The following is a 12,626-nucleotide window of genomic DNA, read 5'->3' as shown; positions in this document are numbered from 1 at the left end:
TAGAGGGTCTCGGAATGGCCGCAGTTTAGCCGCTGCTCGGCAGGACGTTTAAGCTGAATTTGTTTTTTGACGTCAGATTTTTATCGACAGCGATCGGGCGGGCCCGCGGAAATCCCGTGGCAGGAGTTCCCGTGGGCAAAGTCAGAGAAATCAGGCGGTTTCCTGTTCTTTCAAAATCGTCAGTACGGTCTGCACGCTTTGCGCGGCATCGCGACCGAGGCTGGTCAGATAACCGCCATCGGGCTGGTCGGTGAGTTCTTTTTCAAAGAGGCGCTGGGCAGCAGCGATATGTTTCGGGGCAGCGGTCTGGTGAATTTTCAGACCTTCCTGGGAACTGTCCAGGTTGAAGAGTGCAAGGACTTCCAGTTCGGCAACCAACTCAGGGGTAAGCGACATAAGGACTCCAGACTTTCTAGGAATTGGACGACAGCGCCTCTAAGGTGAACCCGCTGGTGCAGCATGTCCAGTGCTCGGATCAGGGGATTTTGTCTTGAGGCGAATTCCAGTGTAGTCGGGCGGCAGCAGATGGCTGAATGGATGCGTAACAAACCTTGTGGGAGCGAGCCTGCTCGCTCCCACGGGAATGATGTGGTTACTGCTTTTCCGGTGGCAGCTCTGGCAAAGCGCGCAGTGCTGCTTCGTACCACTGGGTGTCGAACGGGCGATCTTCATCGAGCATCGCGTCAATTTCGAAAGCCAGCACGTGGGCCATCAGATTGAGGATCTCCTCACGGTCCATGCCGACCAAAGTCAGCTTGTTCAACGTCGCCTTCGCCGCCGGCGGGTTGTCGCTTTCGATCTGGTTCTCGATGGCTTCGATCAGGGTCGCTTCGGTGAATGCTTCTTCGTCGTCATCGTTGACGATATCTGTCGGCTCGCTCATGGCAGGCTCCTCAGGGAAAGGCGCCAGTTTACCCGCATTCAGCGGCGTGATGCTGCTGGCGGGAAACGCCGCGGCGATCTATAAACAGGCACTGCCCACCCCGCACGGCCTGGAGGCTCTGTGATGTTCAAGCTCTACGGATTCGCTGTCAGCAACTACTACAACATGGTCAAACTGGCACTGCTGGAAAAAGGCCTGCCCTTCGAAGAGGTGACCTTCTACCCGACGCAGACCCCGGAGTCATTGGCAATCAGTCCGCGTGGCAAGGTCCCGGTGCTGGGTGTCGACGCCGGTTATATCAACGAAACCGCGATCATCCTCGAATACCTCGAACAAGCACAAAAGGGCACGCCACTCCTGCCCAGCGACTCGTTCGAGCGCGCGCAGGTATTGGCAATTGCCAAGGAGATCGAGTTGTACATCGAGTTGCCGGGGCGTGCCTGCTATGGCGAGGCGTTTTTCGGTGTGACATTGCCGGAGGCGATCAAGGACAAGACCCGGACCGAGCTGCTGCTGGGCTTCGCGGCGCTGGGCCGTCATGGCAAGTTCGCCCCGTACGTGGCGGGTGACAGCCTGAGCATTGCCGATTTGTATTTCCTCTACAGCGTGCCGCTGGCCTGTGCGGTCGGGCAGAAGCTGTTCGGGATTGATCTGCTGGCCGAGATGCCGCAGGCGAAAGCGCTGCTGGAGCGGCTTGAGCAAAATCCGCATGTGCAGAAGATCGCGGCGGACAAGGACGCGGCGATGCCGGCGTTTTTGGCGATGATTGCTGCCAAGAAGTGAATTATATAGCGCTTTGAAGGACGCCTTCGCGAGCAGGCTCGCTCCCACATTGAGTCGTGGTGAACACAATTTTGTGAACATCCAGAATCCCTGTGGGAGCGAGCCTGCTCGCGAAGCTCTTGGCTTTTAGCGGCTGGTCAGCAGGGCCTGGCCGCGCGCCACTGCAGCCTTGACCTGCGCCGGCGCAGTCCCGCCGATATGGTCGCGGGCATTCACCGAGCCTTCGAGGGTCAGCACGGCAAACACGTCCTGCTCGATCTGATCGCTGAACTGACGCAGTTCTTCCAGGCTCATCTCGGCCAGATCCTTACCGCTGTCGACGCCGTATTTCACTGCGTGGCCCACGATTTCGTGGCAATCACGGAACGGCAGGCCACGGCGCACCAGATAATCCGCCAGGTCAGTCGCAGTGGAGAAACCGCGCAATGCCGCTTCACGCATGATCGCGTGTTTCGGCTTGATCGCCGGGATCATGTCGGCGAACGCGCGCAGCGAATCGCGCAGGGTGTCGGCGGCGTCGAACAGCGGTTCCTTGTCTTCCTGATTGTCCTTGTTGTAGGCCAGCGGCTGGCCTTTCATCAGGGTCAACAGGCCCATCAGCGCGCCGAAGACGCGGCCGGTCTTGCCGCGCACCAGCTCAGGCACGTCGGGGTTTTTCTTTTGCGGCATGATCGAGCTGCCGGTGCAGAAACGATCCGGCAGATCGATGAACTGGAACTGCGCGCTGGTCCACAGCACCAGCTCTTCGGAGAAGCGCGACAGGTGCATCATCGCAATGCTTGCGGCCGAGCAGAATTCGATGGCGAAGTCGCGATCGGAAACGTTGTCCAGCGAGTTGCCGCCGACGGCGTCGAAGCCGAGCAGTTGCGCGGTGTATTCGCGATCGATCGGGTAAGTGGTCCCAGCCAGCGCGGCGCTGCCCAGCGGCATGCGGTTGGTGCGCTTGCGGCAGTCGACCAGACGCTCGTAGTCGCGGCTGAGCATTTCGAACCAGGCCAGCATGTGGTGCCCGAAGGTCACAGGCTGCGCGGTCTGCAAGTGGGTGAAGCCCGGCATGATGCTTGCGGCCTCACGTTCGGCTTGCTCCAGCAGGCCCTTTTGCAAGCGGGTGATCTCGGCGAGGATCAGGTCGATTTCATCGCGCAGCCACAGACGGATGTCGGTGGCGACCTGGTCGTTGCGGCTGCGCCCGGTGTGGAGCTTTTTACCGGTGACGCCGATGCGGTCGGTCAGGCGTGCTTCGATGTTCATGTGCACGTCTTCGAGGTCGACGCGCCAGTCGAACTGGCCGGCCTCGATTTCGCCCTGAATGGTCTTCAGGCCATCGATGATGCTGTCGCGCTCGGCATCGGTCAGCACGCCGACCTTGGCCAGCATGGTGGCGTGGGCGATCGAGCCCATGATGTCGTGGCGATACAGGCGCTGGTCGAAAGTGACGGAGGCGGTGAAGCGGGCGACGAAGGCGTCGACGGGTTCACTGAAGCGGCCGCCCCAGGACTGATTGGTCTTGTCAGTGCTCATGAATTCGCTCGTATCGGCTTGAAGAAATGGCGTGAAACGCTGGCGCGGATAATAACAGGGTTGCCAATCCTGTCGCTGACACCGGTCGATACGTTTTTTCGCGGATGTGTCAGGCATGTCCGGCGCGGTCTGCAAGGAATTTACAAAAGGATATTTTTTGATTGAGCAATATCGTTCCGACGAACGTCTACAGTGGACATAAGGGTCGGTGCGAATGCGGATCATGCAAAGGTCCGGCCACCGACTATAAGAAGAGGGGGCGGGTGAGTTGTACAACGGTCACCCACCGTGAGAAACGCAGGAAACAGTGGGCTCTGAGCGGTACGACCCGGACGCTGGCAAATATTGCTGGCCGACGTACGGCACTTTTTGGCGCTCGGGCTAGTCTTAGCGTGGATCGCGGTGACGGAGGTCACTACACCTGTCTACGCTATCCTTGTGCGAGACTCACGCAGGAATCCAGCGCAATATGAATGTCCTGATCGTTGATGACGAACCCCTGGCTCGCGAGCGCCTAAGCCGTATGGTGAGCGAACTCGAGGGTTACACAGTCCTGGAGCCCAGTGCCACGAATGGCGAGGAGGCGTTAGCGCTGATCGACAGCCACAAGCCGGATATCGTGCTGCTCGATATCCGCATGCCGGGCCTCGATGGCCTGCAGGTTGCTGCCCGACTGTGCGAACGAGAGACGCCGCCGGCCGTGGTGTTTTGCACCAGTCCCGATGAATTTGCCGTGGAAGCCCTGCAGGCCAGCGCCGTGGGCTATGTGGTGAAACCTGTGCGAACCGAACACTTGAATGAAGCCCTGAAGCGGGCTGAACGTCCCAACCGGGCGCAACTCTCGGCCCTGACCCGTCCCGCTGCCGAAAGTGGCAACGGCCCACGCAGCCACATCAGCGCACGGACCCGTAAAGGCATCGAGCTGATTCCGCTGGATCAGGTGGTCTACTTCATCGCCGACCACAAATACGTGACCCTGCGTCATGAAGCCGGCGAGGTGCTGCTCGATGAACCCCTCAAAGCCCTCGAAGACGAATTCGGCGAACGCTTTGTGCGTATCCACCGCAACGCGCTGGTCGCTCGCGATCGCATCGAGCGATTGCAACGCACACCACTGGGACATTTCCAGTTGTTCCTCAAAGGCCTCAATGGCGATGCACTGATTGTCAGCCGGCGGCATGTTGCCGGTGTGCGCAAGATGATGCAGGGGCTGTGACCCGGTCTTCGCCGGGCCTTTCGAGTTCTTTTACCCGGCATGGCAGGCCAGGGAGGCCGCGCCGGTTCTGATTCAGGTCAAAGCGAAATTGACTGAGCTGTTATTATCCGCCGTATCTATTCAGTACGGATTGTTCCATGTCCCCTCGCGAAATCCGCATCGCCACCCGTAAAAGTGCGCTGGCCCTCTGGCAGGCCGAATACGTCAAAGCCCGTCTCGAGGCGGCCCACCCGGGCCTGCTGGTGACGCTGGTGCCCATGGTCAGTCGCGGCGACAAGCTGCTCGACTCGCCACTGTCGAAGATCGGCGGCAAGGGTCTGTTCGTCAAGGAACTGGAAACCGCGCTGCTGGAAAACGAAGCCGATATCGCCGTGCATTCGATGAAAGACGTGCCGATGGACTTCCCGCAAGGCTTGGGCCTGTTTTGCATCTGCGAGCGTGAAGACCCGCGCGATGCTTTCGTCTCCAACACCTACGCCAGTCTTGAAGCGCTGCCTGCCGGTGCCATCGTCGGCACCTCGAGCCTGCGTCGGCAGACGCAATTGCTGGCGCGGCGTCCCGATCTGCAGATCCGTTTCCTGCGCGGCAACGTCAACACCCGTCTGGCCAAGCTCGACGCCGGCGAGTACGACGCGATCATCCTCGCCGCTGCCGGCCTGATCCGCCTGGGTTTCGAAGATCGCATCACTTCGGCGATCAGTGTCGATGACAGCCTGCCGGCCGGTGGCCAGGGCGCGGTCGGCATCGAATGCCGCAGCGCCGACCACGAAATCCACGCCTTGCTCGCGCCTTTGCATCACGCCGATACTGCTTCGCGGGTGAATGCGGAACGCGCCCTCAACAAACATTTGAACGGCGGCTGCCAAGTGCCGATCGCCTGCTACGCCGTGCTTGAAGGCGAGCAGTTGTGGTTGCGCGGTCTGGTCGGTGAGCCGAGCGGTGGCAAGCTTCTCAGTGCCGAAGCCCGGGCGCCGCGTGCCGACGCGGAAACCTTGGGTGTGCAGGTCGCTGAAGACTTGCTCAAGCAAGGCGCTGACGACATTCTCAAAGCTGTCTACGGCGAGGCGGGTCACGAGTGACGGCCTGGCGCCTGCTGCTGACGCGCCCGGCAGACGACTGCGCGGCGCTGGCCGAACAGTTGGCCGGGCACGGGATTTTCAGCAGTTGCCTGCCGCTTTTGGACATTGTTCCGCTGCCGCTCTCTGACACTATTCGTCAGGCGATTTCGCGATTGCCCGCTTGCAGCGCGGTGATCGTGGTCAGCAAACCGGCGGCACGGATTGCGGTGGATCTGCTCAAGACCGAAGGCCCAGCGCCATTGAGCATGCCGTGGTTCAGCGTCGGCGCGGCGACCGCAGGCATTCTTCGCGAGCATGGTCTCGATGTCAGCTTCCCGGCTGACGGCGATGACAGTGAAGCCCTGCTGCAATTGCCGCGTCTGCGCGAGGCGCTCGACCAGTCCGGCGCGCAGGTGATGATCCTGCGCGGAGAGGGCGGTCGTGAACTGCTCGCCGAGCGCCTGCGCGCGCTTGGTGCTAGTGTCGAGTATCTGGAGTTGTATCGCCGCGACCTGCCAGCCTACCCGCCAAACGAGCTGCCACGGCGGATCGAAGCGGAACGCTTGAACGGGCTGGTGGTCAGCAGTGGACAGGGTTTCGAGCACCTGCGGCAGATGACCGGCGATGCCTGGCCGAAGATTGCGCAGTTGCCGTTGTTTGTTCCAAGCCCGAGGGTCGCCGAGCTGGCACGTGCCGCCGGGGCTCAAACAGTTGTGGATTGCCGCGGCGCGAGTGCCGCGGCTTTGCTGACGGCGTTACGGGAATGTCCCGTGCCGTTTTCTAATGCAAAGGATGGATACGTGAGCGAAACAGCCTTGCCAAAAGATGACGTCCAGCCTGCGCTTGATGCCCAGGTTGACACTCCACCACCGGCCAAAGAGCCGCGCCGAGGCAATGGACTGGCAATTGTCGCCCTGCTGCTCGGTGCCGCCGGTGTCGCCATCGGCGGCTGGGGTGTCTGGCAGGTGCGCCACCTGCAGAACAACACGCAGCAACAGTCGAGTCAGGTGCAGGCGTTGAACGATCAGGCGCAGAGTCTGAAGCTCAACGAACAGCGTCTGACCGAGCGTCTTGCACAGTTGCCCGGTGCTGACGAACTCGCCGAGCGCCAGCGTCTGGTCACGCAACTGCAGGGCGATCAGCAGCGCCTCAATCAACGTCTGGAAACCGTCCTCGGCGCCAGCCGCAAGGACTGGCGTCTGGCCGAGGCGGAACACTTGCTGCGTCTGGCCAGCCTGCGCCTTTCAGCGTTGCAGGACATCAGCAGCGCCCAGGCACTGGTGCAGGGCGCCGATGAAATTCTCCGTGAACAGAACGATCCGGGTTCCTTCGCCGCGCGCGAGCAAGTGGCGAAAACCCTGGTCGCCTTGCGCAGCACCGAACAGCCGGATCGCACCGGGCTGTTCCTGCGTCTCGGCGCGCTGCGCGATCAGGTCATCGACCTCACTGAGCTGGCGCCGGAGTACAAGGATCGCGGCGAGTCGCTGCTGGGCCTGACCAACGATGGCGATGGCGCCAGTCGCTGGGCGCAATGGTGGGACAAGGTGTCGCGCTATATCCGCATCGATTTCAACGCTGACAAGAACGTCAAGCCGCTGCTGGCCGGACAGAGCCTGAGCCAGGTGCGCCTGGCCCTGAGCCTGGCGCTGGAGCAGGCGCAGTGGGCCGCGCTCAACGGTCAGGCGGCGGTGTACACCCAGGCGCTGGCCGAGGCACGCGATGTGCTCAAGGGCAATTTCAACCCGGACAATCCGCAAAGCAAAGTCATGCTGGAGCAGGTCGCCGAGCTGAGCAAGGAGCCGGTCACCGTCAAGACGCCGGATCTGGCCGGCACCTTGAGTGCGGTGCAGGGATATCTGGAGCGACGTAACGTCAATGCCGAGGAATCGGTGAAACCGTTCGCCAAGCCTGCCGCCAACGCTGCGCAGGAGGCGACTCCATGAAGCGCCTCTATGTAATCGTGTTTCTGGTCATCGCCGCGACGGCAGCGCTGGGCCTGGCGATTGCCGAGCATTCCGGTTACGTGCTGGTGGCGTACAAGAGCTTCCGTTACGAGTCGAGCCTGTGGGCGACGCTGGCGGTGATCGCGGTGCTGTGGTTGCTGTTCTGGGGCATCAAGGTGCTGGTCGAGCTGGTGATGACCTCCACCGGCGTGGTCAATCCGTGGTCGCGACGCAATCGCAGCCGCCGCGTGCAAGTGGCGATCGAGCACGGCCAACTGGATCTGGCTGAAGGTCGCTGGGCCAGCGCGCAGCGGCATTTGACCCGCGCAGCGGAAGCCGAGCGTCAGCCACTGCTGTATTACCTCGGCGCCGCCCGTGCGGCGAACGAGCAAGGTCAGTACGAAGAAAGTGATCGTTTGCTCGAACGTGCGCTGGAGCGTCAGCCGCAAGCCGAATTGGCGATCGCCCTGAGTCACGCACAGTTGCAGACCGATCGTGGCGACACCGACGGTGCGCTGGTGACCTTGCAGGCGATGCATGAACGGCATCCGCGCAGCGCGCAGACATTGCGTCAATTGCAACGTCTGCATCAGCAGCGTGGCGAATGGCCGGCGGTGATTCGTCTGCTGCCGGAGCTGCGCAAGGACAAGGTCCTGCCGCCGGCGGAACTGGCCGAACTCGAGCGCCGCGCCTGGGGTGAGAACCTGTCCTTGGCAGCGCATCGCGAAGAAGACGGTACGGTGGGTCTGCAATCGCTCAAGCGGGCGTGGGAACAGCTGACTTCGGCGCAGCGTCAGGAAGCACCTTTGGTACTGGCCTATGCCGAGCAACTGCGTCAGCTTGGCGCTCAGGTCGAGGCCGAAGAAGTGCTGCGCACAGCGCTCAAGCGCAAGTACGACAGCCATCTGGCGCGGCTCTATGGTCTGGTTCGTGGCAGTGATCCTGCGCGTCAGTTGCAGGTTGCCGAAGGCTGGCTCAAGGAGCATCCGGCCGATCCGAGTCTGCTGCTGACCCTCGGGCGGTTGTGTCTGCAAACCAGTCTGTGGGGCAAGGCTCGCGACTATCTGGAAAGCAGTTTGCGCGTGCAGCGTAATCCGGAGACCTGTGCGGAACTGGCCCGTCTGCTTGCACAGCTTGGCGATACCGAGCGCAGCAATCAGTTGTTCCAGGAAGGTCTGGGGCTGCTGGATGAACGCCTGCTCGCGGCGCCTTTGCCGATTGCGGCGAAGGTCTGAATGGCGAGGGAGGTTGCTCCCTCGTGAACTTTGATGACCGAAAATTCCCCTTCCTTGCGCTCTAGAGACAAAGTCCTACAGAGCGCTTCACTGTTTCCTATCGAGCCTGTCGGGTTTTCCCTACACCTGCGGTGAACTGTCGGCAGGCCCTTGCCTTGAAAGGCTGACACGCTTTCCTCTACCGTAACCGTCTGTCTCTACTGTTACGGAAAAGCCATGTCGTTGGCCTGCTCACGCTCCTTGTTCTTCATGGCTTTCATTGCGGGGGCCTTTGCTCTGGGAGCTTCCTATTACCTCGAATACGCGGTCGGACTGACGCCTTGCAGTCTGTGCCTGGTGCAGCGATTGTTCCTCACATTGCTGTGCATCGGCTGCGGCGTGGCGGCGGTGCATGGCCCCCGGCGCGTTGGCTTATGGTGGTACTGGCTGTTTGCACTCGGCGCCAGTCTGGGTGGAACCACCGCTGCGTGGCGGCAGGTGTTGATCCAGAGTGACTCGATGCTGCAACTGGTCAAATGCTCGCCAACCGTGGAGTCACTGTTCAGCGACCTGCCGTGGATCTGCGCCTTGCAACGGATGTTCAACGGCGGCGCCGATTGTGCGGACATCTCCTGGACACTGTTCGATTTGAGCATCCCGGAATGGAGCCTGCTGTTTTTTGTCGGCGTGTCCATCCTTGCGGTTTATCAGTTGTTGCGTCTGACCTGGAGCGCTCTGCAACGATCTGTCAGCGACGAAGCGTCGCACCACCTGCTGGTCAGGGATTAAACACTTGTATGAACTTTATCTCCTGCGTACCTTGAAGCCATAGGCGTGCGGGCATAATCTGGCCGGCACGTGTCATTGGATTTATGTTGCTCGATGACGCTCTGCCCGATCGTCCACCTGTCAAATCAGAACAGGGGCGCGGGTGTAGAGCAGCATGACCCACAAGGGAAGAGAGATCGCCATGCTCGAAAGTTGTCAGAATGCTCAGGAACGTTGGGGTGGGGTTCATCTGCTGATCGACCGCTGGTTGCAGGAGCGTGAAGAGCTGATCGGCGCCTACGACAAGCTCGGTGCGCAGCCTGAGTCGCTGTCCGAGAGCCGCAAGCCTTTGCAGGAATTCTGCGGCGTGCTGGTCGATTACGTATCGGCGGGGCACTTCGAAATCTATGAACAGCTGACTGGCGAAGCCAAGGCGTTCAACGACAAGCGCGGTCTGGAACTCGCCGAGACCATCTACCCGCGCATCGACGTCATTACCGAGAAGCTGCTCGCGTTCAACGACTTGTGCGATGAAGGCAAATGCGTTGCGGAGAAATTCAAGGAGTTGGGCGGCTTGTTGCACGAGCGCTTCGAACTTGAGGATTGCCTGATCGAAGTGCTGCACACGGCACACAAGGCAGAAGATCCGGTTCAGGCCTGATCCACGTCCTTCATGAAAAACGGTGCGCCCGAAAGCGCACCGTTTTTTTATGCCTGATCAGTTCGTCGCGCCACGCAATTCCACTTCGAAAACCAGAGGCGTGAACGGCGCGATCAGGTCGCCGGCACCGTCGGCGCCATAGGCTTGATCCGATGGAATCACCAGCCGCCATTTCGCCCCCACCGGCATGTTCTGCAAGGCGGTGCGCCAACCGGCGATCACGCTGTCGAGGTTGAACCATTGCGGCTGGGTGTTCTGATCGAACACGGTGCCATCCGGCAGCTTGCCGACATACAGCACCTGCACTTTGCCGTCCGGGCCGGCCTTGGCGCCAGTGCCCGGAACCAGTTCAGTCAGAAGGATGCCATCCGCCAGTTCCTTCACCCCCGGTTTGGCTTTTTCCGCACTGAGAAAGCGTTGCTCGTTCTCCATCGCCGCGTCGCTCGATTGCCGTGATGCCTGCTCGGCATTGCGCGATTCGTGGTCGGCCAGAATCTGTTCGATACGCGCTTCACTCAGCGCCAGCGGCTTGCCCTGATACGCTTGTTGCAGACCTTCGATCAGCGCCTGGATCTGCAACTGCGGTACCTCTTGGCGCAGCCGCTCGCCGAGGCTGGCACCGAGGCTGTAAGCCAGGTCATGAGCATCGTTTGCCGTAGTTTTTTCATCGGCATACGCCGTCGAAAAACACACGCAGAGGGACAAAATAAAGTAGCGCGACATGGGCACTCTCCGACCTGAGATGCGGGGGATTATGCCAGTGCAAACGTCTGCATCGGTGAACTGCTTTTTCCCGCGCGCAGAACATTTCGGCTTCGGTGCAACGCAACGGTGCAGATACTGTCAACATGCCCTAGCGGCGGTATCAGCAGAGGTCTAGTATGAGCCGCACTCACGTCAGCCAGGAGGTAAACCATGTCGGCCACCAAGAAGCCTGTAAATACTCCGTTGCACTTACTCCAACAGTTGTCGGGCAGCCTGCTCGAGCATTTGGAAAACGCTTGCTCGCAAGCCTTGGCTGATGCTGAAAAACTGCTCGCCAAGCTGGAAAAACAGCGCGGCAAGGCGCAGGAAAAACTGCACAAATCGCGCTCTAAATTGCAGGACGCCGCCACCGCCGGCAAAGCCAAGGCACAGAACAAAGCCAAGGCTGCCGTGAAAGAACTCGAAGACCTGCTGGACGCTTTGAAAGATCGTCAGTCCGAAACCCGCAGCTACATTCTGCAACTCAAGCGCGATGCCCAGGAAAGCCTGAAACTGGCCCAGGGTGTTGGCCGCGTTCAGGAAGCAGTGGGCAAAGTTCTGTCGTCGCGCTCGGCCAAACCGGCAGCAGCACCAGCGAAGAAAGTCGCTGCCAAACCTGCTGCAAGCAAAGCCCCGGCGAAGACCGCTGCGGCGAAACCTGCTGTTGCGAAAACCGCCGCCAAACCAGCGGCGAAGGCGCCAGTGAAAGCGGCTGCCAAACCAGCGGCGAAAACTGCAGCGAAGAAGCCGGCGGCGAGCGCGGCAAAACCGGCGGCTAAAACCACCGCAGCCAAACCTGCTGCAGCCAGGCCAGCAGTGAAAGCCACCCCTGCCAAAGCCGCTGCAAAACCGGCCGCGAGCAAAGCTGCACCGGCGAAAACCGCAGCCGCCAAACCTGCTGCCAAAGCAGCAGCGAAACCAGCAGCGAAACCTGCTGCCAAGACTGCGGCCAAGCCGGCCGCCGCCAAACCTGCTGCGAAAGTGGCGGTAAAACCGGCTGCCAAACCAGCCGCAACATCGGCAGCAAAACCTGCGGCAAAAACCGCTGCGAAACCGGCCGCCAAGCCTGCTGCGAAACCCGCTGCTGCCAAGCCTGCGACCGCTGCTGCAAAACCGGCCGCCAAGCCAGCCGCAAAACCAGCGGTGAAAAAGCCTGCAGCTGCCAAGCCAGCCGCGACCAAACCGGCTGCCGCTCCAGCAGCCAAGCCTGCCACTGCCGCTACCCCGGCTGCTCCAGCTGCGTCGGCACCGTCGTCCGCCACTCACTCGACCCCTTCGACTGCGCCAGCGCCAGCCGCTTCGTCGAACGTCAGCAGCACCCCGACCAGCGCTTCCTAAGTGCCGGTTGCCGCGACGCGCAGCACTTGCAGCGCGTCGCGGTTCAGGCTGGCGGCATTGCCGGCCAGGTCTTCCAGCCAGGTCACCGAACCTGCATCGTTGCGCGTCCACTCCTGCGCCACACCTTCGAGCCGTGACAGCAAGGTGCGTTCAGCTTCAAGCTCCAGTGATTTGATCTGCTCGCGCATGCCGGCCACCACCGCATCGTCGACGGCCCGCGCTTTCCATTGCAGGCGCAGGGTTCGCAGCGGCTGCACCACTTCGATATCCCACGGCGCCGTCAAAGCCTTGAGCAAGCGTACGCGCGGCTGATCGCAGGCCACCGCGCGCTGCTCCAGCCACAAACCGCAGAGCAGCAGGCAGACATTGGCGCCCGCCGTTTGCAATTGCAGGCAGGCATCTTCCACGCCCGGCCGGGCGTAGACATCAAGGGCAAAGCTCCACAGGTCAGAGGACATCGTGCTACTCGCGCCAGTTGTGAGCGAAGCTGGTAGACT

The 12,626-nt window shown here is 61.1% G+C and carries 13 protein-coding genes and 2 pseudogenes; 10 read left to right on the top strand and 5 right to left on the bottom strand.

The window, feature by feature from the left end; translation table 11 throughout:
• Positions 1–150: 150 nt before the first annotated feature.
• Together AAEZ10_RS05590 and AAEZ10_RS05585 are read right to left on the bottom strand one after the other, a co-directional pair.
• Entirely contained in the window at positions 151–396 is a 246-nt protein-coding gene (locus tag AAEZ10_RS05590) for a TIGR02647 family protein (protein ID WP_130928437.1), read from the bottom strand.
• A gap of 196 nt (positions 397–592) precedes the next feature.
• On the bottom strand, positions 593–883 hold the full coding sequence (locus AAEZ10_RS05585) for a hypothetical protein (protein WP_122698690.1): 291 nt from the start codon (positions 881–883) through the stop codon (positions 593–595).
• 123 nt (positions 884–1,006) lie between these two features.
• Here AAEZ10_RS05585 and AAEZ10_RS05580 point away from each other — a divergent pair, with 123 nt between their 5' ends.
• Positions 1,007–1,666, top strand: coding sequence for a glutathione S-transferase family protein (locus AAEZ10_RS05580; RefSeq protein ID WP_350568317.1), 660 nt, complete (start codon positions 1,007–1,009; stop codon positions 1,664–1,666).
• Between the two features lie 126 nt (positions 1,667–1,792).
• Here the strand turns inward: AAEZ10_RS05580 and argH are convergent, their stop codons facing one another.
• Entirely contained in the window at positions 1,793–3,187 is a 1,395-nt protein-coding gene (gene argH / locus AAEZ10_RS05575; RefSeq protein ID WP_073470961.1) for an argininosuccinate lyase, read from the bottom strand.
• A gap of 320 nt (positions 3,188–3,507) precedes the next feature.
• Here argH and AAEZ10_RS05570 point away from each other — a divergent pair.
• The 8 genes and pseudogenes from AAEZ10_RS05570 to AAEZ10_RS05535 all read left to right on the top strand — a co-directional run.
• A pseudogene (locus tag AAEZ10_RS05570) lies at positions 3,508–3,660 on the top strand (sensor histidine kinase); the annotation flags it as partial.
• Complete coding sequence (locus AAEZ10_RS05565; protein WP_016772598.1) at positions 3,657–4,403, top strand: LytR/AlgR family response regulator transcription factor; 747 nt, start codon at positions 3,657–3,659, stop codon at positions 4,401–4,403. The pseudogene AAEZ10_RS05570 and the gene AAEZ10_RS05565, both read left to right, overlap by 4 nt.
• Positions 4,404–4,540: 137 nt before the next feature.
• Positions 4,541–5,482: a hydroxymethylbilane synthase gene (gene hemC, locus AAEZ10_RS05560; RefSeq protein WP_095181260.1), complete on the top strand. Its 942-nt coding sequence runs from the start codon at positions 4,541–4,543 to the stop codon at positions 5,480–5,482.
• A pseudogene (locus AAEZ10_RS05555) lies at positions 5,479–6,225 on the top strand (uroporphyrinogen-III synthase); the annotation flags it as partial. The gene hemC and the pseudogene AAEZ10_RS05555, both read left to right, overlap by 4 nt.
• A 36-nt stretch (positions 6,226–6,261) precedes the next feature.
• Positions 6,262–7,404, top strand: coding sequence for a uroporphyrinogen-III C-methyltransferase (locus AAEZ10_RS05550; RefSeq protein WP_350568615.1), 1,143 nt, complete (start codon positions 6,262–6,264; stop codon positions 7,402–7,404).
• The gene (locus AAEZ10_RS05545) at positions 7,401–8,639 is read left to right on the top strand and encodes a heme biosynthesis protein HemY (RefSeq protein WP_110599878.1); all 1,239 of its coding nucleotides are present in this window, start codon (positions 7,401–7,403) and stop codon (positions 8,637–8,639) included. The genes AAEZ10_RS05550 and AAEZ10_RS05545 overlap by 4 nt, the downstream gene beginning before the upstream one ends.
• 216 nt (positions 8,640–8,855) lie before the next feature.
• Complete coding sequence (locus AAEZ10_RS05540) at positions 8,856–9,407, top strand: disulfide bond formation protein B (RefSeq protein ID WP_243241322.1); 552 nt, start codon at positions 8,856–8,858, stop codon at positions 9,405–9,407.
• A gap of 181 nt (positions 9,408–9,588) precedes the next feature.
• Positions 9,589–10,047: an Rsd/AlgQ family anti-sigma factor gene (locus AAEZ10_RS05535; RefSeq protein WP_016772602.1), complete on the top strand. Its 459-nt coding sequence runs from the start codon at positions 9,589–9,591 to the stop codon at positions 10,045–10,047.
• A gap of 57 nt (positions 10,048–10,104) precedes the next feature.
• Here the strand turns inward: AAEZ10_RS05535 and AAEZ10_RS05530 are convergent, their stop codons facing one another.
• On the bottom strand, positions 10,105–10,770 hold the full coding sequence (locus tag AAEZ10_RS05530; RefSeq protein WP_350568310.1) for an FKBP-type peptidyl-prolyl cis-trans isomerase: 666 nt from the start codon (positions 10,768–10,770) through the stop codon (positions 10,105–10,107).
• Between the two features lie 192 nt (positions 10,771–10,962).
• Here AAEZ10_RS05530 and AAEZ10_RS05525 point away from each other — a divergent pair, with 192 nt between their 5' ends.
• Positions 10,963–12,129, top strand: coding sequence for an AlgP family protein (locus tag AAEZ10_RS05525; RefSeq protein WP_350568307.1), 1,167 nt, complete (start codon positions 10,963–10,965; stop codon positions 12,127–12,129).
• Here AAEZ10_RS05525 and AAEZ10_RS05520 read toward each other — a convergent pair.
• Positions 12,126–12,587: a TIGR02444 family protein gene (locus AAEZ10_RS05520; protein WP_095181264.1), complete on the bottom strand. Its 462-nt coding sequence runs from the start codon at positions 12,585–12,587 to the stop codon at positions 12,126–12,128. The two genes, AAEZ10_RS05525 and AAEZ10_RS05520, sit on opposite strands and share 4 nt — an antisense overlap.
• Positions 12,588–12,626 lie beyond the last annotated feature (39 nt).

Origin of the sequence: Pseudomonas sp. H26/SER47-MNA-CIBAN-0231 (genome assembly GCF_040310465.1) — a bacterium.
In the GTDB taxonomy this organism is placed as follows: domain Bacteria; phylum Pseudomonadota; class Gammaproteobacteria; order Pseudomonadales; family Pseudomonadaceae; genus Aquipseudomonas; species Aquipseudomonas atacamensis.
This window is presented reverse-complemented; position numbering and strand designations above follow the sequence as displayed.